General features: G+C 60.6%; 23 protein-coding genes. 13 read left to right on the plus strand and 10 right to left on the minus strand.

Annotated elements, in window-relative coordinates; translation table 11 throughout:
* The first annotated feature begins 12 nt into the window (after nt 1-12).
* The 4 genes from KVG87_RS14900 to KVG87_RS14915 all read left to right on the plus strand — a co-directional run bounded on the left by KVG87_RS14900 (nt 13) and on the right by KVG87_RS14915 (nt 6,634).
* Nucleotides 13-1,077 (plus strand): imelysin family protein, encoded by a 1,065-nt coding sequence (locus tag KVG87_RS14900; RefSeq protein ID WP_056789978.1) that lies wholly within the window; start codon nt 13-15, stop codon nt 1,075-1,077.
* Nucleotides 1,078-1,091: 14 nt separating this feature from the next.
* Nucleotides 1,092-2,192, plus strand: coding sequence for a DUF1513 domain-containing protein (locus tag KVG87_RS14905; protein ID WP_217851365.1), 1,101 nt, complete (start codon nt 1,092-1,094; stop codon nt 2,190-2,192).
* Between the two features lie 253 nt (nt 2,193-2,445).
* Complete coding sequence (locus KVG87_RS14910) at nt 2,446-3,594, plus strand: efflux RND transporter periplasmic adaptor subunit (RefSeq protein ID WP_197890830.1); 1,149 nt, start codon at nt 2,446-2,448, stop codon at nt 3,592-3,594.
* A 13-nt stretch (nt 3,595-3,607) separates the two neighbouring features.
* The gene (locus KVG87_RS14915; protein ID WP_056789986.1) at nt 3,608-6,634 is read left to right on the plus strand and encodes a multidrug efflux RND transporter permease subunit; all 3,027 of its coding nucleotides are present in this window, start codon (nt 3,608-3,610) and stop codon (nt 6,632-6,634) included.
* 177 nt (nt 6,635-6,811) lie between these two features.
* Here the strand turns inward: KVG87_RS14915 and KVG87_RS14920 are convergent, their stop codons facing one another.
* The 5 genes from KVG87_RS14920 to colR form a co-directional block, all read right to left on the minus strand.
* On the minus strand, nt 6,812-7,039 hold the full coding sequence (locus KVG87_RS14920; protein WP_041479852.1) for a hypothetical protein: 228 nt from the start codon (nt 7,037-7,039) through the stop codon (nt 6,812-6,814).
* Nucleotides 7,040-7,041: 2 nt separating this feature from the next.
* On the minus strand, nt 7,042-7,758 hold the full coding sequence (locus KVG87_RS14925) for a lipopolysaccharide kinase InaA family protein (protein WP_056789989.1): 717 nt from the start codon (nt 7,756-7,758) through the stop codon (nt 7,042-7,044).
* Between the two features lie 3 nt (nt 7,759-7,761).
* Nucleotides 7,762-8,430 (minus strand): class I SAM-dependent methyltransferase, encoded by a 669-nt coding sequence (locus KVG87_RS14930; protein WP_217851568.1) that lies wholly within the window; start codon nt 8,428-8,430, stop codon nt 7,762-7,764.
* Nucleotides 8,431-8,579: 149 nt separating this feature from the next.
* On the minus strand, nt 8,580-9,863 hold the full coding sequence (locus KVG87_RS14935; protein ID WP_041479854.1) for a sensor histidine kinase: 1,284 nt from the start codon (nt 9,861-9,863) through the stop codon (nt 8,580-8,582).
* The gene (gene colR / locus KVG87_RS14940; RefSeq protein WP_016773421.1) at nt 9,853-10,536 is read right to left on the minus strand and encodes a two-component system response regulator ColR; all 684 of its coding nucleotides are present in this window, start codon (nt 10,534-10,536) and stop codon (nt 9,853-9,855) included. The genes KVG87_RS14935 and colR overlap by 11 nt, the downstream gene beginning before the upstream one ends.
* A gap of 209 nt (nt 10,537-10,745) precedes the next feature.
* Here colR and KVG87_RS14945 point away from each other — a divergent pair, with 209 nt between their 5' ends.
* Nucleotides 10,746-11,489, plus strand: a complete 744-nt coding sequence (locus KVG87_RS14945; RefSeq protein ID WP_217851366.1) for a phosphatase PAP2 family protein — start codon at nt 10,746-10,748, stop codon at nt 11,487-11,489.
* 200 nt (nt 11,490-11,689) lie between these two features.
* Here the strand turns inward: KVG87_RS14945 and groL are convergent, their stop codons facing one another.
* The 4 genes from groL to KVG87_RS14965 form a co-directional block, all read right to left on the minus strand.
* Nucleotides 11,690-13,336 carry a chaperonin GroEL gene (gene groL, locus KVG87_RS14950; RefSeq protein WP_016773419.1) on the minus strand — a complete coding sequence of 549 codons (1,647 nt, stop codon included), beginning with the start codon at nt 13,334-13,336 and terminating at the stop codon, nt 11,690-11,692.
* 50 nt (nt 13,337-13,386) lie between these two features.
* Nucleotides 13,387-13,680 (minus strand): co-chaperone GroES, encoded by a 294-nt coding sequence (locus tag KVG87_RS14955; RefSeq protein WP_007916610.1) that lies wholly within the window; start codon nt 13,678-13,680, stop codon nt 13,387-13,389.
* 259 nt (nt 13,681-13,939) lie between these two features.
* Nucleotides 13,940-14,416 carry an FxsA family protein gene (locus KVG87_RS14960; protein ID WP_016773418.1) on the minus strand — a complete coding sequence of 159 codons (477 nt, stop codon included), beginning with the start codon at nt 14,414-14,416 and terminating at the stop codon, nt 13,940-13,942.
* Between the two features lie 71 nt (nt 14,417-14,487).
* Nucleotides 14,488-15,213 carry a HugZ family pyridoxamine 5'-phosphate oxidase gene (locus tag KVG87_RS14965; protein WP_217851367.1) on the minus strand — a complete coding sequence of 242 codons (726 nt, stop codon included), beginning with the start codon at nt 15,211-15,213 and terminating at the stop codon, nt 14,488-14,490.
* 163 nt (nt 15,214-15,376) lie between these two features.
* Here KVG87_RS14965 and KVG87_RS14970 point away from each other — a divergent pair, with 163 nt between their 5' ends.
* Entirely contained in the window at nt 15,377-16,135 is a 759-nt protein-coding gene (locus tag KVG87_RS14970) for an SDR family oxidoreductase (protein ID WP_095181795.1), read from the plus strand.
* Between the two features lie 131 nt (nt 16,136-16,266).
* Here KVG87_RS14970 and apbC read toward each other — a convergent pair whose 3' ends face one another.
* The gene (apbC, locus tag KVG87_RS14975; protein WP_024014150.1) at nt 16,267-17,361 is read right to left on the minus strand and encodes an iron-sulfur cluster carrier protein ApbC; all 1,095 of its coding nucleotides are present in this window, start codon (nt 17,359-17,361) and stop codon (nt 16,267-16,269) included.
* A 320-nt stretch (nt 17,362-17,681) separates the two neighbouring features.
* Between apbC and metG the strand changes: the two genes are divergently transcribed.
* The 7 genes from metG (at nt 17,682) to nth (ending at nt 24,194) form a co-directional block, all read left to right on the plus strand.
* On the plus strand, nt 17,682-19,733 hold the full coding sequence (gene metG / locus KVG87_RS14980) for a methionine--tRNA ligase (protein WP_041479859.1): 2,052 nt from the start codon (nt 17,682-17,684) through the stop codon (nt 19,731-19,733).
* Nucleotides 19,734-19,847: 114 nt separating this feature from the next.
* Complete coding sequence (locus KVG87_RS14985; protein WP_217851369.1) at nt 19,848-20,417, plus strand: Rnf-Nqr domain containing protein; 570 nt, start codon at nt 19,848-19,850, stop codon at nt 20,415-20,417.
* Nucleotides 20,414-21,418 (plus strand): electron transport complex subunit RsxB, encoded by a 1,005-nt coding sequence (gene rsxB / locus KVG87_RS14990; protein WP_217851371.1) that lies wholly within the window; start codon nt 20,414-20,416, stop codon nt 21,416-21,418. The genes KVG87_RS14985 and rsxB overlap by 4 nt, the downstream gene beginning before the upstream one ends.
* A complete protein-coding gene (locus KVG87_RS14995) occupies nt 21,405-22,388 on the plus strand; it encodes an RnfABCDGE type electron transport complex subunit D (protein WP_217851374.1) in 984 nt (327 codons plus the stop codon). Before rsxB ends, KVG87_RS14995 begins: the two co-directional genes overlap by 14 nt.
* Nucleotides 22,385-22,990 (plus strand): RnfABCDGE type electron transport complex subunit G, encoded by a 606-nt coding sequence (locus KVG87_RS15000; RefSeq protein WP_076564002.1) that lies wholly within the window; start codon nt 22,385-22,387, stop codon nt 22,988-22,990. The genes KVG87_RS14995 and KVG87_RS15000 overlap by 4 nt, the downstream gene beginning before the upstream one ends.
* Entirely contained in the window at nt 22,987-23,559 is a 573-nt protein-coding gene (locus KVG87_RS15005) for an Rnf-Nqr domain containing protein (protein WP_056790011.1), read from the plus strand. Before KVG87_RS15000 ends, KVG87_RS15005 begins: the two co-directional genes overlap by 4 nt.
* Nucleotides 23,556-24,194 carry an endonuclease III gene (nth, locus tag KVG87_RS15010; RefSeq protein ID WP_016773410.1) on the plus strand — a complete coding sequence of 213 codons (639 nt, stop codon included), beginning with the start codon at nt 23,556-23,558 and terminating at the stop codon, nt 24,192-24,194. Before KVG87_RS15005 ends, nth begins: the two co-directional genes overlap by 4 nt.
* Nucleotides 24,195-24,279: the final 85 nt, after the last annotated feature.

A 24,279-nucleotide genomic window follows, 5' to 3' on the forward strand; every position in this document is an offset into this window, starting at 1 on the left:
CGGGAGCCCGACATGTTCCGTCCCAAGTTACTGTTCACCAGCCTTGCCGCGCTCGCCCTCGGCGCCTGCTCGCCGCAGGACCCGCAAGCGGTCACTTCGGCTGCGATCGCCAAATCGGTGATCCTGCCGACCTACACTCGCTGGGTCGAAGCCGACCGGCAACTGGCGGTCAGCGCCCTCGCCTACTGCCAGGGCAAAGAGACCCTGGAAACCGCCCGTGCCGACTTCCTTCACGCGCAGAAAGCCTGGGCCGAGTTGCAACCGCTGCTGATCGGTCCGCTGGCCGAGGGCAATCGTTCGTGGCAAGTGCAGTTCTGGCCGGACAAGAAAAACCTCGTCGGCCGTCAGGTCGAGCAACTGGTCGTCGCCCAGCCGCAGATCGATGCCGCCGCACTGGCCAAATCCAGCGTCGTGGTGCAAGGCCTGTCGGCTTACGAATACATCCTCTTCGACGCCAAGCCTGACGTCGCCAACGATGCGCAGAAAGCCAAGTACTGCCCGCTGCTGATCGCCATCGGCGAACGCCAGAAGCAACTGGCCGAAGAGATCCTGCAGGGCTGGAACAACACCGACGGCATGCTCGCGCAGATGAGCAAGTTCCCTAACCAGCGCTACGCCGACTCCCACGAAGCGATCGCCGATCTGCTGCGCGTCCAAGTGACGGCACTGGATACCCTGAAGAAAAAACTCGGCACGCCAATGGGCCGCCAGAGCAAAGGCGTGCCGCAGCCATTCCAGGCGGATGCGTGGCGCAGCCAGTCGTCGCTGACGGCGCTGGAAGCCAGCCTTGCCGCCGCCAAAACCGTCTGGGAAGGCGTCGACAACAAAGGCCTGCGCGGTCTGCTGCCGGCCGAGCAGAAGCCGTTGGCGGACAAGATCGATGCCGCCTATGCCGCGTCGCTGAAGCTGTTCGACAGCACCCAGCGCTCGCTTGGCGAAATGCTCGAAGACGACGCCGGTCGCCAGCAACTCAACGATATCTACGACAGCCTCAACGTCGTCCATCGCCTGCATGAAGGCGAGCTGGCCAAGGCGCTGGGCATCCAACTGGGCTTCAACGCCAACGACGGTGACTGATGAGGGCGAGTGCCATGCTGCGACGTCAGGTTCTGACTTTAGGTAGTGCACTGCTGGGAGCAGTGACGCTGGGCGGCTGGACGCTGTTCAAACGCAAGGATCAGAGCCCGCTGTTGCTGTCGGCGCGCGATGACAGCGACGGCAAGCATTACGCCGTCGGTTATCGGCTCGACGGTACGCGGGTGTTCGCTACCCACGTCGGCCAGCGTTGTCACGACATCATCGATCATCCGACGCAGCCGCTGGCGCTGTTCGTTGCACGGCGTCCGGGTACCGAGAGTTACCTGATCGACCTGCGCGACGGCAAGCTACTGCAGACCGTGACCTCGCAGCCGGACCGGCACTTCTACGGCCACGCCGTGGTGCACAAGGACGGCGAATACCTGTACGCCACCGAAAACGATACGACCGATCCTGGTCGCGGTTTGCTCGGTGTGTACAAGTTCGAAGGCGAGCGGCTGGTGCACACGGGCGAGATTTCCACCCACGGCCTCGGCCCGCATCAGGTGTCGTGGATGCCCGACGGCGAGACGCTGGTGGTGGCCAACGGCGGGATTCGCACCGAGGCGGAAAGCCGCGTCGACATGAACCTCAACGCCATGGAACCGAGCCTGGTGTTGATGCAGCGCGACGGCACATTGCTGAGCAAGGAAACCCTCGCCCAGCAGATGAACAGCGTCCGCCACCTGGGCATCGCCAGTGACGGCACCATCGTTGCCGGTCAGCAATTCATGGGGCCGTCCCACGAGCGCTCGGAGCTGTTGGCGATCAAGCGACCCGGGCAACCGTTCGTGGCGTTCCCGGTAGCGGAGGATCAGTTGCAGGCGATGGGGCACTACACCGCCAGCGTTGCGGTGCACAGCGACCTGCGTCTGGTCGCGTTGACAGCGCCGCGCGGCAATCGCTTCTTTATCTGGGACCTGGACAGCGGCGAACTGCGCCTCGATGCGCCTTTGCCTGATTGCGCCGGCGTTGGTGCGGTAAAGGATGGCTTTGTCGTGACTTCGGGTCAGGGCCGTTGCCGTTACTACGATTGCCGGCAGGAACAGCTGCTGGCCAAGCCGCTGGAATTGCCGGCGGGGCTCTGGGACAACCATCTGCACTTGATGGCCTGACAACAAGTCCCGTGGCTGACAATCAACCTGTGGCGAGGGGATTTATCCCCGTTGGGTGGCGCAGCCGCCCTTAAAACTGCAATTGCGGTATGACTGAAGGATTCAGGGGGCCGCTTCGCAGCCCAACGGGGGATAAATCCCCTCACCACAGGATTGTGTCCCGCTGCACCTGTAAACACTGCCAGTTGGAATCCCCACCTGACTCGGAGTAATGTGCCCGCCTGTCTCATGATTTATCCAAGGAACTGGACATATGCTGCGTCGCCGCATGCTGATCATGTTGGGTGTTGTTTTGCTGATCGTTCTGGTACTGGGCGGATACAAAGCCTTTTCGATCTACACGATGATCCAGGGCTTTTCCAAGCCCAAGCCGCCGATCAGCGTCGCTGTGGCCACTGCCGGCGAACAGCCGTGGCAGATGCGCCTGCCCACCGTCGGCACGCTCAAGGCGCTGCAAGGTGTCGACTTGAGTCTGGAAGTCGCCGGCACCGTCACTGAACTCAAATTCGAATCAGGGCAGAAGGTCAAGGCCGGGCAACCGTTGCTGCAACTCGACAGCGCCGTGGAAACCGCCCTGCTCGAAACCGCCAAGGCTGATCTGGGCCTGGCGCAACTGGACTTCGGCCGTGGCGCGCAACTGGTCGACAGCCGCGCGATCTCCAAAGGCGAGTACGACCGCCTCTCCGCCGTTCTCCAAAAGAACAAGGCCACGGTCAATCAGCTCAACGCGTCGCTGGCGAAAAAGCGCATCCTCGCGCCATTCAGCGGCACCATCGGCATCCGCCAGGTCGACGTCGGCGACTACCTCGCCAGTGGCACCAAAATCGCCACGTTGCAGGATTTGAGCAGCCTCTACGCTGACTTCTACGTGCCGGAACAAGCGGTGCCGAAACTCGCTATCGGTCAGCCCGTGCAGTTCACCGTCGCCGCGTATCCGGGGCAGAACTTCGTCGGCAAGATCAGCGCAATCAACCCGATCGTCGAAAGCACCACGCGCAATATCCTCGTCCGCGCCACCCTCGCCAACCCCGACGGCAAGCTGCTGCCGGGCATGTTCGCCAGCCTGGAAGTGCTGCTGCCCGATCCGCAGAAGCACATCGTGGTACCGGAAAGCGCGATCACCTACACCCTGTACGGCAACTCGGTGTACGTGGTCGGGCAGAAGAAGGCCGAGGACGGCAGCGTTGCCAAGGATGACAACGGCCAACCGCTGCTGATCGCCGAGCGGCGCTTCGTCGAGACCGGTGAACGCCGCGATGGCCTGGTGATGATCAACAAGGGCGTGCAGAGCGGCGAACAAGTGGTAACGGCGGGCCAGATCAAACTGGACAACGGTGCCCACATCGCCATCAGCGACGACAAGACCCTCGGCGAGCAGAACAGTCCGCCTCGCGCCGACTGATCAAGGAATCCCCATGGCTTTTACCGATCCGTTCATCCGCCGCCCGGTGCTCGCCACCGTGGTCAGCCTGCTGATTGTGCTGCTGGGCTTCCAGGCCTGGAGCAAGCTGCCGCTGCGCCAGTACCCGCAAATGGAAAACGCCCTGATCACGGTGACCACGGCTTATCCCGGGGCCAACGCCGAAACCATTCAGGGCTACATCACCCAGCCGATGCAACAGAGCCTGGCCAGCGCCGAAGGCATCGATTACATGACCTCGGTCAGCCGGCAGAACTTCTCGGTGATTTCGATCTACGCGCGCATCGGTGCCAACACCGACCGCTTGTTCACCGAACTGCTGGCCAAGGCCAACGAGGTGAAGAACAAGCTGCCGCAGGACGCCGAAGACCCGGTGCTGAGCAAGGAATCCGCCGACGCTTCGGCGCTGATGTACATCAGTTTCTTCAGCAAGGACCTGAGCAACCCGCAGATTACCGATTACCTGTCGCGTGTCATCCAGCCAAAACTGGCGACGCTGCCGGGCATGGCCGAAGCGGAGATTCTCGGCAATCAGGTGTTCGCCATGCGCCTGTGGCTCGACCCGGTGAAACTCGCCGGCTTCGGCCTCAGCGCCGCCGACGTGACTGCGGCGGTGCGCCAGTACAACTTCCTCTCGGCGGCGGGCGAAGTGAAAGGCGAGTACACCGTCACCAGCATCAACGCCAACACCGAACTGAAATCCGCCGAAGCCTTCGCGGCGATTCCGCTCAAGGTCGATGGCGACAGCCGCGTGTTGCTGCGTGATGTCGCGCGGGTGGAAATGGGCGCGGAAAACTACGATTCGATCAGCTCGTTCGGCGGCACGCCGTCGGTGTACATCGGCATCAAGGCCACCCCCGGCGCCAACCCGCTGGACGTGATCAAGGAAGTGCGCAAGCTGATGCCCGAGCTGGAAGCGCAGCTGCCGCCGAATCTGAAAAGCGAAATCGCCTACGACGCCACGCTGTTCATTCAGGCCTCGATCGACGAGGTGGTGAAGACCCTGTTCGAAGCGGTACTGATCGTCATCGTCGTGGTGTTCCTGTTCCTCGGCGCGCTGCGTTCGGTAGTGATCCCGGTGGTGACCATTCCGCTGTCGATGATCGGCGTGATGTTCTTCATGCAGATGATGGGTTACTCGATGAACCTGCTGACGCTGCTGGCGATGGTGCTGGCCATCGGTCTGGTGGTGGACGACGCGATCGTCGTGGTGGAAAACATCCACCGGCACATCGAGGAAGGCAAGACGCCGTTCGACGCAGCCCTGGAAGGCGCCCGGGAAATCGCCATGCCGGTGGTGTCGATGACCATCACCCTGGCGGCGGTGTATGCGCCGATCGGTTTCCTCACCGGGCTGACCGGGGCGCTGTTCAAGGAGTTCGCCCTGACCCTGGCCGGCGCGGTGGTGATCTCCGGCGTCGTCGCCCTGACGCTGTCGCCGATGATGTGCGCGTTTCTGCTGCGCCACGAAGAGAATCCCAGCGGCCTGGCCCATCGCCTCGACCGCGTCTTTGAAGGCCTCAAGCGCCGTTATCAAAGCATGCTCCACGGCACGCTCAATACGCGGCCGGTGGTGCTGGTGTTTGCGGTGATCGTGCTGTGCCTGATTCCGGTGTTTCTCAAGTTCACCAAGTCGGAACTGGCCCCGGACGAAGACCAGGGCATCATTTTCATGATGGCCAGCGCGCCGCAGCCGACCAACCTCGACTACCTGAGCACCTACACCGACGAGTTCATCACCATCTTCAAGGAGTTTCCCGAGTACTACTCCTCATTCCAGATCAACGGCTACAGCGGCGTGCAGGCCGGTATCGGCGGTTTCCTGCTCAAGCCGTGGAATGAGCGCAGCCGCACGCAGATGGAAATCCTCCCCGAGGTGCAGAGCAAACTGGAGAGTATTCCCGGCCTGCAGATCTTCGGTTTCAACCTGCCCTCCCTGCCCGGCACCGGTGAAGGCCTGCCCTTCGAATTCGTGGTCAACACCGCCAATGACTACGAGCTGCTGCTGCAAGTCGCCGAGCGCATCGAGAAACGCGCCATGGAGTCGGGCAAGTTCGCCTTCGTCGACCTCGATCTGGCATTCGACAAGCCGGAAGTAGTCGTGGATATCGACCGCGACAAGGCCGCGCAGATGGGCGTGTCGATGCTTGACCTCGGCAGCACGCTGGCGACCTTGCTTGGCGAGGCGGAGATCAACCGCTTCACCATCGACGGGCGCAGCTACAAGGTCATCGCCCAGGTTGAACGGGCCTACCGCGACAACCCGGACTGGCTGAACAATTACTACGTGAAAAACACCCAGGGCGAATTGCTGCCGCTGTCGACACTGATCAAGGTCAGCGACCGCGCAAGGCCGCGCCAGCTCAATCAGTTTCAGCAGCTCAACGCGGCGAAGATTTCCGGTTTCCCGCTGGTGAGCATGGGCGAAGCCATCGACACCGTGCTACAGATTGCCCGCGAAGAAGCACCGGCCGGGTTTGCCTTCGATTACGGTGGTGCCTCGCGCCAGTACGTGCAGGAAGGCAGCGCATTGTGGGTCACGTTCGCCCTGGCGCTGGCGATCATCTTTCTGGTGCTGGCCGCACAGTTCGAAAGCTTCCGCGATCCGTTGGTGATTCTGGTGACCGTACCGCTGTCGATCTGCGGCGCGCTGATCCCGTTGTTCCTTGGCTGGTCGAGCATGAACATCTACACCCAGGTCGGGCTGGTGACGCTGATCGGCCTGATCAGCAAGCACGGCATCCTGATCGTCGAATTCGCCAACCAGTTGCGCAAGGACAAGGGCCTGAGCGCCCGTGAAGCGGTGGAGGAAGCGGCAGCAATTCGCTTGCGCCCGGTGCTGATGACGACGGCGGCAATGGTGTTCGGCATGGTGCCGCTGATTCTGGCCACCGGGGCGGGCGCCGTGAGCCGTTTTGATATCGGCATGGTGATTGCCACGGGGATGTCGATTGGCACGTTGTTTACGCTGTTCGTGCTGCCGTGTGTTTATACCTTCCTTGCTAAGCCAGATGCCAGATAAGCACATTTCCCTGTGGGAGCGAGCCTGCTCGCGAATGCGGTATTTCAGTTGCATTGATGTCGACTGACACACCTTCGCGAGCAGGCTCGCTCCCACAGAGGACGATATGTATCTTGAAAGTTGTGGAATAAAAAAGGCCTCGCAATTGCGAGGCCTTTTATTTGGGCTTGAAGCGTGTCAACTGGCTGGCCTCATCCCTTGAGACAGTCCGAACATGAACAACAGCAGATCATGATCAGGCTGGGTCGCCACGGAAGCCTTGGCCACCCGTGGAACCGAACAATGAGCGTCGTTCCCGGACGCCCCTATGACCTGCATGCGCGGCTGCTCCCAGGCAGCCACCGCCAGTGAAGCAACTGCCAAGGCCCCGATCAGGAACAAACCTCGTGCAATTTCGAGTTTCATCGCTATAAACCTTTGATAGCGCTGCCAAACGCCGTCTCATAAAAGTAGACGAGTTTCTTCCAGTCGGCATCGCGGAACGACGAATGGCGACGCAATTGCTTCATGTCATGCTGCGCGGCGCGATAGGGGGTCAGACGCTGGCGGCACTTCTCCAGATCGATCAACGCCACTTCAACCTGCGCTGCTTCGCCCTCACCGGTGACGCGAACGAAAACGTGCTTGATGTAGATGCAGCTGTGCTGCCAGCGGCCCTTGTGCATGCGCGCCAGGTTCTCGGCGAGGTCCTTGAGGACTTTCTCGTAAACCACCTCGCCACACTGATCGCGACCACCGGCAGCGGCCAGCCAGTGTTCCAGTTCCTGGAAGCCATCGAGCGATTTGGTGACGAGCAGCGCGCGCCATTTGTGCTGCGGATCCGGCTGGGCGCCACAAAAGACGATTTGCGGCACGCGCACACCCAGTTTGCTCACACCCGTCAGGGCATCGAGTTCGCGCAATACGGTCGGGCGACCGAAGGGGTGCAACCAACTGCGATAGATGTGCCCGGTCTGGCGCTTGGCGTACAAGAGTTGACCGTCACGGTCGACGATGCGCTGCACCCCGCTTTCGCCACCACGGCGCACATTGGGTTCTTCAACCCATTCGCCGCGCTGGTTCCAGTAATAATCGAAACGATCCTGGGGAGCGCCATCCGCTTCAACCGCTGCTTGCACTGCCATCCTCTACCTCTTGCGTAATACGTAAACTCGCCACATCGCATAGAGCGGTATGAAGTCCAGTTGTTCCTGAATGCGGAAACCCGCCTGTTCAAATTCTTTCTCGATCGTCGCCGCCGGAATCAGAAACCGATTCTGGTAATCATGACTTGGCCGATCCCGCTCGGCACGCTTGCGCTTCCAGGCCTTGAAATTGCCGTCGACCCACAACGAAACAATCACGCTGTCACGGGTCACCCGCTCGAACTCGCGCAGGATCACCCGGCGGTGCTCGGCCTCGCCGATGTGGTGCAACAGACGCATGCAAAAGATGCTGTCGACCGAGTTATCCGGCAGAGCGATATCGAATGCCGAGGTGTGCAGCGGTTGTACACGCTTGACCACATCGGGCGGTTGTCCCTGCATCGCGGTCTTGATCATCGACTCGGAATTGTCCGCGCCGATGATCACCCGGTTGGGCTTCTCCGCGAGCATTGGCCAGAACCGCCCGGCACCGCAGGGCAGATCCAGCACCAGCCCGGGATCTCCCGCCAGCGCCAAGGCCTTGCGACCGACTTGCTCATCGCGAAAGTGCGACAGGCGGCGACCGAGGCTTTGCTGGTGCTTGCGCAGATATCGTTGTGCGTGTTGGTCGTCGTACTTTTCGGAAAAATCGAGCTTGATCGGGCCGGCCATCATCTGGACTCCTGTTCTGATGACGCCACCTTAAACAGCGGCGTGTCAGCGTCAGGTCATCCAATTGTGAAAAATCTGTCAGGTAAATCCGTAATTTATTACAACGTTATACAGGATTCAGACAGGTGTACGGGAGTAGCCTCGAGCCACTATTTGCTGGCATTCACGCCAAGATCTACCTCGAATCGGCAGCCATTGGGGTCCATCGTGCTCAGGCTGACCGTCCAGCCCTGGTTTTCGCAGATACGCTGCACCAGCGACAAACCCAGGCCCAGGCCTTCGCCACGCTTCTCGCTGCCGCGCACAAAGGGCTCGAACATCGCCTCGCGCTTTTCCTCGGGAATGCCCACCCCCGAATCCTCAACGACAAATCCGTTGGCGGTGAGCGTCAGGCGAATGAAGCCCTGTTCGGTGTAATGCAGTGCGTTACGCAAAAGGTTACCCATCACCGCGTTCAGCAAGGTCGCGTTGTAGCGAGTATCCGCTGGTGTGCCCGGCTCGAATATCAGCGTCAGCCCCTTGCGTTCGATCGGCTCACGCCACAGGCACAGCAGGCTCTCGGCCACTTGTGTGAGGTTCTGCTGGGGCGCCGCTGCGGCCTCTTCGTTCTGCGTGCGCGCCAGCATCAGGAAGGTCTGTACCAGTTCGCGCATCTCCTCGCTGGCCCGGGCAATGCGCTCGACCTGGGCGCGACCGCGCTGATCGATTCCGGGGTTTTCCAGCAGCAGTTCGCAGGAACTGGCCAGGACCATCAGCGGCGTGCGCAATTCATGGCTGACGTCGCTGGTGAACAGACGTTCGCGGGTAAGTGCCTGACGCAAGCGCCCCAGGGTGGCATCGAACGCCACCGCCAGTTCACCGACTTCATCCGCCGCGTAGTCCGGCGCCAAGGGTGGCGCCAGCCCGAGCAGCTGGTCGCGATGCCGCACCTGCCGCGCCAGCCGCACCACCGGCGCCATCACCTTGCGCGCGAGCACCCAGCCGAGAAATACCGCCAAGGCCAGACTGAGCACGAAGCCCACCAGCACCACCGCAAACAGCACGCGCTCGCGCTCTTCGAAATCGCTTTGGTCCTGCAACAGCACGTAGCGTCGACCATCCACCACTTCGACCATGGCGTGATAGGACAGCTGCTCGCGAAAGACCTCATGGAAACCGGCATCGAGGTGACGCAGATCCTTGGGCAGGTCGAAATCACCCGGCCCGCCGCTGAAGTAGAACAACTGATCCGGCTCGGGCCGATGGCTCCAGTCGGAGACGTTGTCCATCAGCAGCAAACGTTGCAGGTCGCCGCCCAGCCCTGCGGAAATCAGTTTCTCTTCCACCAGGTGCACCGTCGCAACGATGCCCATGGCGAAAGCGCCGGCGACCAGTGCGCTCATCAATGCAAAGGCGATGATGATCCGCTGGGAAAGACTCTGCTTAAACTCCATCTCGCCCCTCGGCCAAGCGATAACCGACACCGTGCACGGTGTGCAGCAGTGGCTTGGCGAATGGCTTGTCGATCACCTGGCGCAATTGGTGAACATGGCTGCGCAGGCTGTCGCTGTCCGGGCAGTCATCGCCCCACAGCGCTTCCTCGAGAATCTCCCGACGCAGCACGTGCGGGCTCTTCTGCATCAACACCGCGAGCAGCTTGAGACCCACCGGGTTGAGCTTGAGCAGCTTGCCTTCGCGGGTCACTTCCAGGGTGTCGAGGTCGTAGCTCAGGTCACCGACCTGCAATGCGCGGCGACCGCCGCCCTGAGCACGGCGCATGACCGCTTCGACGCGGGCGGCCAGCTCGGACAGCGCAAACGGTTTGATCAGATAATCGTCGGCGCCGGACTTGAAGCCCTGCAGACGGTCGTCGAGTTGGTCGCGGGCGGTGAGCATGATCACCGGCGTGTCACGCCGGGCGTCTTCGCGCAGGCGCTTGCACAAGGTGTAGCCGTCGATGCCGGGCAGCATGATGTCGAGCACGATCAGGTCGTAATGCTCGGTCGCCGCCAGATGCAGACCGGACAAGCCGTCTTGTGCGCAATCGACGGTATAGCCTTTCATGCCCAGGTAATCGGCCAGATTGGCCAGGATGTCACGGTTGTCTTCGACCAGCAGAATTCGCATGGACATCTCCTCCGAACGGGGTAACGGCCGTCTTGGCCCGCGCAGCTTACGGCCAAGTGTGGCTCAGGGCTAGGGGCGTTTTTTGATAAACCTGCGCTGCGCGCGCTGCGACGTTTTTTTCACTTTCGGTTAACAAATCGCCGACGCCAGCGCGCGCAGACTCCGCGCGATTACGCTCTCTCCTCCGTTCATCGACCAAGGAACCTGCCATGGTGTCGACCTCTGCCCTTCCCGCTTCAAGACCGCTGAACTGGTGGTTGTGTCTGGGCATTCCCGCAGCGGCGGCGATCATTCTGCTGTTGCTCGAACTGACCGATCTGGACATGGTTCTGGCGCAGATGTTCTACGACCCGGTCGCCGGGGATTTCATCGGACGGCACAGCTTTTTTCTTGAAGACATCCTGCATGACCGGGCAAAACAGCTGGTGATCGGTTTCTCGGTGTTTGCCATTCTGGGTTTCATCGGCGCGTTTTTCATCGAACGGCTGAAACCGTTCAAGCGCGAACTCGGCTGCCTGGTGCTGTCGCTGGGGCTGGCGACTTCATTTGTCACTCCGGTCAAAGCCGTCACCGCTGTGCAGTGCCCATGGAGCCTGGAGCAATTCGGCGGTCACGAGACCTACAGCAAACTCATGGAACATCGCCCCGCCACGGACAAGCCGGGACGTTGCTGGCCCGGCGGCCACGCGGCGACCGGGTTCACCCTGTTTGCACTGTTCTTCGTGCTGCGCGACCGCCGTCCACGACTGGCGCGGCAGGCGTTTGTGTTCGCCTTTGCGCTGGGTTCGGTGTTCTCGATCAGTCGCATGATGCAAGGCGCGCACTTCTTTTCGCACAACGTGTGGACGGCGATTTTCTGCTGGCTGATTTGCCTGGGGGCTTATTACTGGGTGCTGTATCGCCCGCCTGGCAAGACTGCAACGGTTGTCAAAGCACTCCCCGTCAGCGCTTGATCGGACGCCATCGCTGGCAAGCCAGCTCCCACAGGGACTGAGGGTGTTCACACACTATGTGCCTGACCTTGGATTCCTGTGGGAGCTGGCTTGCCAGCGATGGCCACACCTCCGTCTGTAGCCCACCCCGGAATTGGGGCAATAAAAAAACCCCGCTGACTTTCGCCAGCGGGGTTTTGCGTTACAGGGCCAGGGCTGGCTTACATCATGCCGCCCATGCCACCCATGCCGCCCATGTCTGGCATACCGCCGCCAGCTGCACCTTCTTTCTTCGGTGCGTCGGCAACCGCTGCTTCGGTGGTCAGGATCAGACCGCCGATCGAAGCTGCAGCTTGCAGAGCCGAACGGGTTACCTTGGTTGGGTCCAGGATACCCATTTCGATCATGTCGCCGTATTCGCCGGAAGCAGCGTTGTAACCGAAGTTACCTTTGCCGTTCTTCACTTCGTTGACGACTACGCTTGGCTCGTCACCGGAGTTGGCAGCGATCTGGCGCAGCGGCGCTTCAACAGCGCGACGCAGCACAGCAATACCAACGTTCTGGTCAGCGTTGTCGCCGGTCAGCTCGGTCAGTGCTTCCAGAGCACGGATCAGCGCCACGCCACCGCCAGGTACCACGCCTTCTTCAACGGCTGCGCGGGTTGCGTGCAGGGCGTCTTCAACGCGGGCTTTCTTCTCTTTCATTTCAACTTCGGAACCAGCGCCAACCTTGATCACTGCAACGCCGCCGGACAGCTTGGCCAGACGCTCTTGCAGTTTTTCACGGTCGTAGTCCGAGGAAGTTTCGGCAACCTGGGCGCGGATCTGGGCGATACGGCCTTCGATGTCTGCCTGCACGCCAGCACCGTCAACGATGATGGTGTTTTCCTTGGACAGGGTTACGCGCTTGGCGTTACCCAGGTGTTCCAGGGTGGTGCTTTCCAGGCTCAGACCGATCTCTTCGGAGATAACGGTACCGCCAGTCAGAACGGCGATGTCCTGCAGCATGGCCTTGCGACGGTCGCCGAAGCCCGGTGCCTTGACGGCAGCGACTTTGACGATGCCACGCATGTTGTTCACAACCAGAGTCGCCAGGGCTTCGCCTTCAACGTCTTCGGCCACGATCAGCAGTGGGCGGCCGGCTTTGGCAACGGCTTCCAGCACTGGCAGCATTTCGCGGATGTTCGAGATCTTCTTGTCGACCAGCAGGATCAGCGGGCCGTCGAGCTCGGCAACCATGGTGTCCGGCTTGTTGACGAAGTATGGCGACAGGTAGCCACGGTCGAACTGCATGCCTTCTACAACCGACAGTTCGTTTTCCAGGCCCGAGCCTTCTTCAACGGTGATCACGCCTTCTTTACCGACTTTTTCCATGGCTTCGGCAATGATGTCGCCGATGGAGTTGTCGGAGTTGGCCGAGATGGTGCCTACCTGAGCGATGGCTTTGAAGTCAGCGCATGGCTTGGACAGGGCTTTGAGTTCTTTGACAATGGCGATGGTCGCCTTGTCGATGCCGCGCTTGAGGTCCATCGGGTTCATGCCGGCAGCGACGGCTTTCAGGCCTTCGTTGACGATCGACTGAGCCAGAACGGTAGCGGTGGTAGTACCGTCACCAGCGTCATCGTTGGCACGGGAGGCAACGTCTTTGACCAGCTGCGCGCCCATGTTTTCGAAGCGGTCATCCAGTTCGATTTCTTTGGCAACGGAAACGCCGTCCTTGGTGATGGTCGGAGCGCCGAAGCTCTTCTCGATAACCACGTTACGGCCTTTCGGGCCCAGGGTCGCTTTTACCGCGTCAGCCAGAACGTTGACGCCTTTGAGCATCTTGGTACGGGCGGCATCGCCGAACTTAACTTCTTTAGCAGCCATGATCGATATTCCTTAAATACTTTGTAGTAGCGGGAAAATGAACGGGGATATCAGCCTTCGATAACCGCGAGGATTTCGTTCTCGCTCATTACCAGCAGGTCTTCGCCATCGACTTTCACAGTGTTGCTGCCGGAGTAAGGACCGAACACAACCTTGTCGCCTTCCTTCACGGACAGTGCACGCACTTCACCGTTTTCCAGAGCTTTGCCCGGGCCTACAGCGAGAATCACACCGTGGTTGGCTTTTTCAGCAGCCGAACCTGGCAGGACGATACCGCCAGCGGTTTTCTTTTCTTCTTCGCTGCGACGGATGACGACGCGGTCATGCAGAGGACGAAGCTTCATTGTCGATCTCTCCTAATTGTGGTTTTCATCGGCCGGTGTAGTCCCGGCGGGTTTAACGAATCCGGCCTGCGCCGGTTGCGGTCCGTCGAGCGAACCGCGCAAGTCTGTCCGGTTTGAATACCGGAAACCTTTCGGTGACCGATACATAGGGGCGCACAAGCCGATTACAAGGGCTGGCGGAAAAAATTTTTCATCGCCACACAGTAAAAAAGCGCCATAAACGAGCACGGCACCCGCAGGTGCCGTGTCGATGCTGATGTCACTTGTTGTCGCGGTGTTCGAACTCGCCTTCGATCACATTCGGCTCTCGACCGAGCGGCTCGCGCGGGGCCGGGCCGCCTCGGGGTTGCAGGTCGTCGGCGAAGGCACGCTGGCGCATGGCCTGATCTTCGGCGCGCTGGCGCATTTTGTTCGCCAGCAGACGACGGGTGACCGGCAACAGCATCACCAGACCGACCACGTCACTGATGAAGCCGGGAATGATCAACAGGCCGCCGGCCAGTGCCAGCATCAGGCCTTCGAGCATGGTCTGCGCGGGCAACTCGCCGCGATTCAGGCTTTCCCGGGCACGCAATGCGGTGGCCAGACCGGCGACGCGCAGCACGAACACACCGAACATCGAGCCGAGAATGATCAGCAGCAGGGCCGGGAAGAACCCGATAGAGCCTGCCACTTTGACGAATACGAACAGCTCCAGCACTGGAAACAGCAGAAAGAGCAACAGAAAAGGGCGCATCAAAGTTTCCTCAACGCAAGAAATGCCTTGCAGTAAGCCTTAGATGACGTCGCCCTTGCGTGAATTCAAGCTTAACTTTGCGCTTTTTTCGGCCAGGACTGGGCGTGAGCCAGAGAAACCAAGGCCTCGCGCACTTGTGTCGGCGTATTACATGGCGCCGCGAAGGGCAACCAGTAGACGGCCTGACCGATGCGCAGGTGCATGCCTTCGCTGTCGATGCCGGCCAGTTGCGCCGGCGTGCTGTTGGGCAGCCCGGCCAGCTCGACGTAATGGGCGATGGCCTTGGCGTGATCGCTGTTCATGTGCTCGACCATGCTGATTTCAGCCTTGCCGGCGAACGGGTTGGCCAAGGTCAGATCGTCGATCCAGTGGATCGCACCAAAGCCGCCGATGTAGCGATGGCGCGCCGGATTGAGCACCCAGAAATCGAAATCGTGGGCCTGGTGATAATTCTGCGAGTCAGGGAAATAGCGGTAATAGCGTTCGGCGGCAGCCTCGATGGCTGCCGGTTCTGCGAGCTTCTGCGCGTGGGCCAGATAGGTCAGCCGCCCGACCGCCTGCACATCGTCGGCCTCGCGCTCGCCCACCAGCATCGAGCACTTCGGATCTTTCTGCAGGTTATGCGTGTGCTGGGCGATGCGGCTGATCAGGATCAGCGGCCGACCTTGCTCGTCCAGGCAATACGGCACAACCGAGCCAAAGGGAAAACCCGGCATCGATTTGGAGTGGGTCGACAGCACTCCACGGTATTCCTTGAGAAGCAATTCTCGGGCATTCTTCGCCACTTCAGCGCTCAATTTGTGACTCCTTAAATGGGTTCCGTCTAGAAAACGGACAGGCGCGCAGCGAAAAGTAACCGGCGCGCATCGGGCAAATGTTCGTGTGCTACCAGGCCGGACCGGTGCCGATCGAGCGTTGCCGACAACAAAAACAACTCAGACCTGCCAGCGGGACATGCGAATGCAACTCAACGACAAAGTAATCATTATCACCGGCGGTTGCCAGGGTTTGGGCCGTTCCATGGCCGAGTATTTCGCCGGCAAGGGCGCGAAACTGGCCTTGGTCGATCTGAATCAGGAAAAACTCGACGCCGCCGTGGCCGCCTGCAAAGCCAAAGGTGTCGAAGCGCGCAGCTACCTGTGCAACGTCGCCAATGAAGAACAGGTCGAGCATATGGTCGCGCAAGTGGCCGCAGACTTCGGCGCCATCCACGGCCTGATCAACAACGCCGGGATCCTGCGCGATGGTCTGTTGTTGAAGGTCAAGGACGGTGAGATGACCAAGATGAGCCTGGCGCAGTGGCAGGCGGTGATCGATGTCAACCTGACCGGCGTGTTCCTCTGCACCCGTGAGGTGGCGGCGAAGATGGTCGAGCTGAAGAACAGCGGCGCGATAATCAATATTTCGTCGATCTCCCGCGCAGGCAACGTCGGGCAGACCAACTATTCCGCAGCCAAGGCTGGCGTCGCGGCAGCGACCGTAACCTGGGCGAAGGAGCTGGCGCGTTACGGCATTCGCGTCGCGGGCATTGCGCCGGGCTTCATCGAAACCGAAATGACTTTGGGCATGAAACCGGAAGCGCTGGAGAAGATGACGTCGGGCATTCCGCTCAAGCGCATGGGCAAGCCGGAAGAAATCGCCCATTCGGCGGCGTATATCTTCGAGAACGACTACTACACCGGGCGGATTCTGGAGATGGATGGCGGCTTGCGCATCTGACTGTCACCCTGAAACAAATGTGGGAGCGAGCCTGCTCGCGAATGCGGTGTGTCATTCAACCCATTGGTTGTCTGATCTACCGCTTTCGCGAGCAGGCTCGCTCCCACAGGTTTTTCAGCGCTGCTGATGGATCAATCGTCGCTGATGGTGATATTCGGCATCGCCGGCGTGGCCGCTTCCTGCAAGACAATGCGCGCGCCGACGTGGCGGGCCAGTTCCTGATAGACCATGGCGATCTGGCTGTCCGGCTCGGCGATCACGGTTGGCTTGCCGCCATCGGCCTGTTCGCGGATCAGCATCGACAGCGGCAGCGAGGCCAGCAATTCGACGCCGTACTGGGTGGCCAGTTTCTCGCCACCACCTTCACCGAACAGATGCTCGGCATGCCCGCAGTTAGAGCAGATGTGCACCGCCATGTTTTCCACCACGCCGAGCACCGGAATGTTGACCTTGCGGAACATTTCCACGCCTTTGCGTGCGTCGAGCAGTGCCAGATCCTGCGGCGTGGTGACGATCACCGCACCCGCCACAGGGACTTTCTGCGCCAGGGTCAGCTGGATGTCGCCGGTGCCTGGCGGCATGTCGATGACCAGATAATCCAGATCGCCCCACGCGGTTTGCGTGACCAGTTGCAGCAGCGCCCCGGAAACCATCGGCCCGCGCCAGACCATCGGCGTGTTGTCGTCGGTCAGGAAGGCCATCGACATGACTTCCACGCCGTGAGCCTTGAGCGGCACGAACCACTTCTGATCCTTGACCTCGGGCCGGGTGCGCTCGGGAATGCCGAACATGATGCCCTGGCTCGGGCCGTAGATATCGGCATCGAGGATGCCGACCTTGGCACCTTCCCGGGCCAGCGCCAGCGCGAGGTTGGCAGCCGTAGTGGATTTGCCCACTCCGCCCTTGCCGGAAGCGACGGCGACGACGTTCTTGACGTTGGCCAGCCCGGGAATCTGTGCCTGGGCCTTGTGCGCGGCGATCACGCTGGTGACCTCGACGCGAGCGATGACCACGCCGTCGAGGTTTTCGATGGCCAGTTGCAGCAATTGCGCCCAACCGCTCTTGAACAGGCCGGCGGCGTAGCCGATTTCCAGCTGCACATTGACGCGGTCACCGATGATCTCGATGTTTTTCACGCACCCGGCGCTGACCGGGTCCTGGTTCAGGTAAGGGTCGGTGTATTGGCTGAGGACGGCTTCCACCGCTGCGCGAGTGACGGCGCTCATGGGCAACTCCGATAACAAGACTGGAAAAGATGGCGGCTATCGTACGCTGGACACCGATTTGAGGCGAACAGATTACTTGCGCTGAAAAGCCACTGTGGTGAGGGGATTTATTCCCGTTCGGCTGCGCAGCCGCCCCAAAACTTCCGCCCCCGGTACGTCAGGAGCTGCGTGTGTAACGATATCCACGACTGCTGCGCAGCCGAACGGGGATAAATCCCCTCACCACACGAGCTCTCAAAGTACCCAGTGGCGCAGGGGTGAAAAATATGCGCCGGCGCTTTATAGTGGCCGACCTCCGTTTCATCAAGTAGCGAAGCCCCATGTCCGAGCCACGCAAGATCCTCGTCACCAGCGCCCTGCCCTACGCCAACGGTTCGATCCACCTTGGCCACATGCTGGAATACATCCAGACCGATATGTGGGTGCGCTTCCAGAAGCATCGCGGCAACCAATGCATCTATGTCTGCGCCGACGACGCCCACGGTTCGGCGATCATGCTGCGCGCGGAAAAGGAAGGCATCACCCCGGAACAACTGATCGCCAACGTGCAGGCTGAACACAGCGCCGACTTTGCCGACTTCCTTGTCGATTTCGACAATTTCCACTCCACTCACGCCGAAGAAAACCGTGAGCTGTCGAGCCAGATCTACCTCAAGCTGCGTGACGCCGGGCACATCGCCCAGCGCTCGATCACCCAGTATTTCGACCCGGAAAAGAAAATGTTCCTGGCCGACCGCTTCATCAAAGGCACCTGCCCGAAATGCGGCACCGAAGACCAGTACGGCGACAACTGCGAAAAATGCGGCGCGACCTACGCACCGACCGACCTGAAGGATCCGAAGTCGGCGATCTCCGGCGCCACCCCGGTGCTCAAGGATTCCCAGCACTTCTTCTTCAAGCTGCCGGACTTCCAGGAAATGCTCCAGGCCTGGACCCGCAGCGGCACCCTGCAGGACGCCGTGGCCAACAAGATCGCCGAATGGCTGGATGCCGGCCTGCAGCAGTGGGACATCTCGCGCGATGCGCCGTACTTCGGCTTCGAGATTCCGGGCGAGCCGGGCAAGTATTTCTACGTCTGGCTGGATGCGCCGATCGGTTACATGGCCAGCTTCAAGAACCTCTGCAACCGCACGCCGGAGCTGGACTTCGACGCGTTCTGGGGCAAGGACTCGACTGCCGAGCTGTACCATTTCATCGGCAAGGACATCGTCAATTTCCACGCGCTGTTCTGGCCAGCCATGCTCGAAGGCGCCGGCTACCGCAAGCCGACCGGCATCAACGTGCACGGCTACCTGACCGTCAATGGTCAAAAAATGTCCAAGTCGCGCGGCACCTTCATCAAGGCCCGCACTTATCTGGATCATCTGTCGCCGGAATACCTGCGCTACTACTACGCGGCCAAGCTTGGCCGTGGCGTCGACGACCTCGACCTGAACCTCGAAGACTTCGTGCAGAAGGTCAACTCCGACCTGGTCGGCAAAGTGGTCAACATCGCCAGCCGTTGCGCCGGGTTTATCCACAAAGGCAACGGCGGCCTGCTGGTCGACAACAATGCCGCGCCGGAGCTGACCGAGGCCTTCCTCGCCGCCGCGCCGAGCATTGCCGACGCCTACGAGGCCCGCGATTTTGCCCGCGCCATGCGTGAAATCATGGCCCTGGCTGACCGCGCCAACGCGTGGATCGCCGACAAGGCCCCGTGGTCGCTGAACAAGCAGGAAGGCAAGCAGGATGAAGTCCAGGCGATCTGCGCCACCGGCATCAACCTGTTCCGCCAGTTGGTGATCTTCCTCAAACCGGTACTGCCGCTGCTGGCCGCTGATGCCGAGGCGTTCCTCAACGTCGCGCCGCTGACCTGGAATGACCACACCACCCTGCTGGCTAATCACCAGCTCAACGAATTCAAACCGTTGATGACCCGCATCGACCCGGTAAAAGTGCAAGCCATGACCGACGCATCGAAAGAAGACCTGACCGCCAGCCAGACCGACACCGGCGAAGCCAAGCCTGCGGGCAACGGCGAACTGGCCAAGGATCCGCTGTCGCCGGAAATCGATTTCGACGCCTTTGCCGCCATCGATTTGCGCGTCGCTTTGATCGTCAAGGCCGAACACGTCGAAGGCGCCGACAAGCTGCTGCGCCTGACCCTCGACATCGGTGACGAACAACGCAACGTGTTCTCCGGGATCAAGAGCGCGTATCCGGACCCGTCCAAGCTCGACGGTCGCCTGACCATGATGATTGCCAACCTCAAGCCACGGAAAATGAAGTTCGGTATTTCCGAAGGCATGGTGATGGCGGCGGGCCCTGGTGGTGAAGAGATTTACCTGCTGAGCCCGGACAGCGGCGCCAAGCCGGGTCAGCGCATCAAGTAAGAGGTTGCCGTAAAACGATCCCACCGACGTGCTCTGCATGCCGGTGGGATTTTTCATATCTGGCCCGATAGTGCCTACCCTTAAGAGACACCCGCCCGTTTCGCTGGCAGAACCATGACCGAACTCGTGTTAACGCTGATCAGTGCTGCGCTGCTCAACAACTTGGTGTTGCACTGGCCGCTGGGCGTCGCTCCGCTGTTGGCGGGCAGCCGACGCCAGGTCCATGCGCTGGGGTTGGCGACGTTGTGCCTGATGGTGGTGGTCGGCGTTATCGGTCAGGCGATCTGGCAGTGGATACTGCTGCCGTTGCAGCTTGAAGCGCTGCGCCTGTTCGTGTTTCTGCCATTGAGTGTGTTGTTGATCGCGCCGCTGCTGAAGCTGCTGGCGCGCAGTCTGCCGGTTTGGCCGTTCGCTGGATTGTGGCCGCTGCTGTTCGGCAATGCCGGCGTACTCGGGCTGGCGTTGATCAATGCGCAAAACGATCATGGCCTGCTGCACGCGACAGCTTTGAGTTTGGGTGCAGGGCTGGGTTTCTGGCTGGTATTGAGTGTGTTCTGCGACCTGCGCGAGCGCACGGTCGACAACGATATTCCCCTGCCCTTTCGCGGCCTGCCGATCGATCTGATCAGCGCTGGACTGGTCGCAGTGATTTTTCTCGGATTCAGTGGATTGATCAAAACATGAGTCTGATTCAACGCATCGATGCCCTGCTGCCGCAGACCCAATGTGGCAAGTGCGGCCATCCCGGATGCAAACCCTATGCGCAAGGCATTGTTGATGGCGAGCCGATCAACAAGTGCCCGCCGGGCGGCGAGGAGACTATCGCCGCCCTGGCCGATCTGTTGAAAATACCGGTCCTGGAACTGGACATCAGCCGTGGCCCGGCACCGCCGCAAATCGCCTTCATCCGCGAGGCCGAATGCATCGGCTGCACCAAATGCATTCAGGCCTGCCCGGTCGACGCCATCGTCGGCGCGGCAAAACTCATGCACACGGTGCTGATCGACGAGTGCACTGGTTGTGATCTGTGCGTTGCGCCGTGCCCTGTCGACTGCATAGAAATGCATCCTTTGCCTGCGAACACGATCCCAGTGGTTGGCGGTCTCGCCTTCGATCTCGAAGAACAGCGCGCCCGCGCGATCAAACGTGACCACGCGCGCCAGCGTTTCGAGCGACGCAACCAACGCTTGCTGCGTGAAGAACAGCAAAAGCAGGCTGAACGTGAAGCGCGAGCCGCGCGTGCGGTACAACCGCAAGTATCGACCGGCGACCCGGTGCAGGCTGCGCTGGAGCGGGTGCGTGCGCAAAAAGCCGCGAACGCTGATGCGGCGCTGAAGAAGGCCAAGGTCGATGTGGCGATGAGTCGAGCGCAACTGCACAAATCGCTGAAAGCCTTCGGTCACCCGCCTACGTTCGAGCAGCAGTCGCAATTGATCGTCCTGCAGCAACAATTCGAAGCCGCCGAGCAGGCGCTGGCGAACCTGGAAAGCAGCCAACCGGCAATTCCCGCCGTTCCCGCACCGACCAACGACACCGAACTGAAGCGAGCCAAGATCCAGTTGGCCATGCGCCGCGCCGAATTGAAAAAAGCTCAGGCAGCGGAGGCTGCGCCGGAGCAGATCGCAGCACTGGAGCAAGCCGTGAGTGACGCCGAGCGCCGGGTGCAAGACCATGCCGCCCCTTGAGCCAGTGGACGATCGCCTGCAACAGGCGATGAACACCGTGCTGCTGGCCGCTTTGCCGGGTCTGCTCGCATTATTCTGGCTGTATGGCTGGGGCGTGTTGATCAACCTTTCCCTGGCGGTTGTCAGTGCTTTGCTCGTCGAAGCGGGCGTCGCCTGTCTGCGTCGGCAAACGGTGCAAGCGGCAATGCGTGATGGCAGCGCGCTGGTCAGTGCGATGTTGCTGGCCGCCGCGCTGCCGGCTTATTGCCCTTGGTGGCTGACGGTCATTGCGACCGCTTCAGGTCTGTTGTTCGGCAAACATCTGTATGGCGGCGTCGGCAAAAACCCGTTCAACCCGGCGATGCTTGGCTTTGTCCTGAGCATGGTGCTGTTCCCGCAAGCGATGACCCATTGGCCCGCTCATGGCCTGGACTTTCTTGCGGCGCTGCAACAGGTTTTCAGTCCAGCGCAGGCGCCGGACGCTTGGGTGCAAGCCACGGCACTGGACAGTCTGCGCATCAATAAAAGCCTGACCATGCAGGAGCTGTTCGCCAGCAACCCGGCTTTCGGCCGTTTCGGCGGGCGCGGTGTGGAATGGGTGAATCTGGCGTTTCTGCTCGGCGGCCTGTGGCTGTTGCAGCGGCGGATCTTTTCCTGGCACGCACCGGTGGGCATGCTCGCCAGTCTGTTCGTCATCAGCCTGTTGTGCTGGAACGGATCGGGTTCGGATTCCCATGGTTCGCCGCTGTTTCATCTGCTCAGCGGCGCGACCATGCTCGGTGCATTTTTTATCGTGACAGAACCTGTGTCCGGCGCGAAAAGCGCCCTTGCCCGCCTGCTGTTCGGTGTTGGCGTCGGCCTGCTGACTTATCTGATTCGCACGTGGGGTGGTTACCCGGACGGCGTCGCGTTTGCGGTGTTGCTGATGAATCTTCTGGTGCCGGCACTCGAACGCTTCGCCCTCAGCCGCCAATCGAAGGTGAACGCGTGAACCGCTCAGCGAGTGTCGCGACGGTGGTGCTGCTGGCACTCGTTGGCGTGAGTGCGACATACGTGTTGCAGCGCAGCAGTGCACCGCAGATTGCCAGCGAGCAGCGCTTGCTCGACAGCCGCAAATTGCTTGATGTCATGCCTGCCGCGCTCTACGACAATCAGCCGCTGGAGCAACCGCTGACGCTCGCCGAGCCTGCTTTGCGCCATAGCACGCTGTCGGGCGGCTATCGAGCGACCCGCTCCGGACAGACAGTCGCAGTGCTGTTGCGCAGTCGCAGTGAAGGTTACGCAGGTACTCTGGAACTGCTGATTGCCATTGATGCTAATGGCAAACTTTTAGGCGTGAAAACCCTTGAGCAGCGCGAAACGCCAGGGTTGGGTGGTTACATCGGTGAATGGCCGAATGCCTGGCTTCAGGCCTTCGTCGGCAAATCCCGTACTGAGCCGACAGACGCCGGTTGGGCGCTGAAAAAGGATCAGGGGCAGTTCGATCAGATCGCTGGCGCGACCATTACCTCCCGTGCCGCCATTGACGCAATTCATGACGCACTGCGTTATTTCGACGAGCATCGGGCGCTGCTGTTGGGGACTGGCCCATGAAGCGCACGGTGAATTTATTGATGCTGGTGCCGCTACTGGGCGCCACACCAACATTCAGCGCTGCACTGGGGATAACCTTGATGCTCAGCGCGGTACTCGGTGTATTTGCCGTCTGCATGTCGCCGCTGCGCGAGCGCCTGACGGGCACCCGTGCCTTGCTCGCGAGCCTGATACTTGCTGCGACGTTGACCAGTTGCGCAGATATTGTGGCGCAACGCTGGTTTTTGCCATGGCAGCAGACGTCTGAGCTCTACATAGGGCTGATCGCCTTGCACTGCGTCGTGCTTGAATACCACGGTGCCTTCCGCGACCCCGTCGCTGTCAGCTTCAAACGCTGCGCCATGTTCGGCGCGCTCATGCTGGTAGTCGGCGGGCTGCGCGAGATTATCGGTTATGGCAGCCTTGGCCGAGGCCTTTCGGAGCATTGGCCAGGTCTGGTTTTGTTCCCCGAAGGGCTGCGTCTGATTACGCTGGTTCCCGGCGCTTTCGTTTTACTGGGCCTGCTTCTCGCCGCCCGTCAGGCGTGGACACGCCGCAACTCTGTCATCAAGGAAACGCATCGCCCATGAATGCTGCAAAACGTCTTGAGATATTTCGCCGACTGCACGAAGACAATCCCGAGCCGAAAACCGAACTGGCCTACTCTTCGCCGTTCGAGCTGCTGATTGCGGTGATTCTTTCGGCGCAGTCCACCGATGTCGGCGTCAACAAGGCGACTGCCAAACTCTTTCCCGTCGCCAATACACCCGCCGCTATTCATGCGCTGGGTGTCGAGGGGCTGTCCGAGTACATCAAGACCATCGGCCTCTACAACAGCAAGGCGAAAAACGTCATCGAAACCTGCCGTCTGCTGGTTGAGCGTCATGGCGGTGAAGTCCCGCAAACCCGGGAAGAACTGGAAGCCCTGCCGGGCGTCGGACGCAAGACCGCCAACGTGGTGCTCAACACCGCTTTCCGTCAATTGACCATGGCGGTCGACACGCACATTTTCCGCGTCAGCAATCGCACCGGCATCGCGCCGGGGAAAAATGTGGTGGAAGTTGAAATGAAGTTGATGAAGTTTGTACCGAAAGAATTCCTGCTCGACTCTCATCACTGGCTGATTTTGCACGGTCGTTATGTGTGCCTGGCGCGTAAACCGCGCTGCGGCAGCTGCCGCATCGAAGACTTGTGCGAATACAAACACAAAACTTCCGACGATTGAGCGGTCATCGGCTTTTCGCATCCATCGATTGAAAAAATCTTTTTTACCCGCCGCAGTAATGTCGATATAAGGAGCGCCAAAGGCA

Source organism: Pseudomonas siliginis (assembly GCF_019145195.1).
Lineage (GTDB): Bacteria > Pseudomonadota > Gammaproteobacteria > Pseudomonadales > Pseudomonadaceae > Aquipseudomonas > Aquipseudomonas siliginis.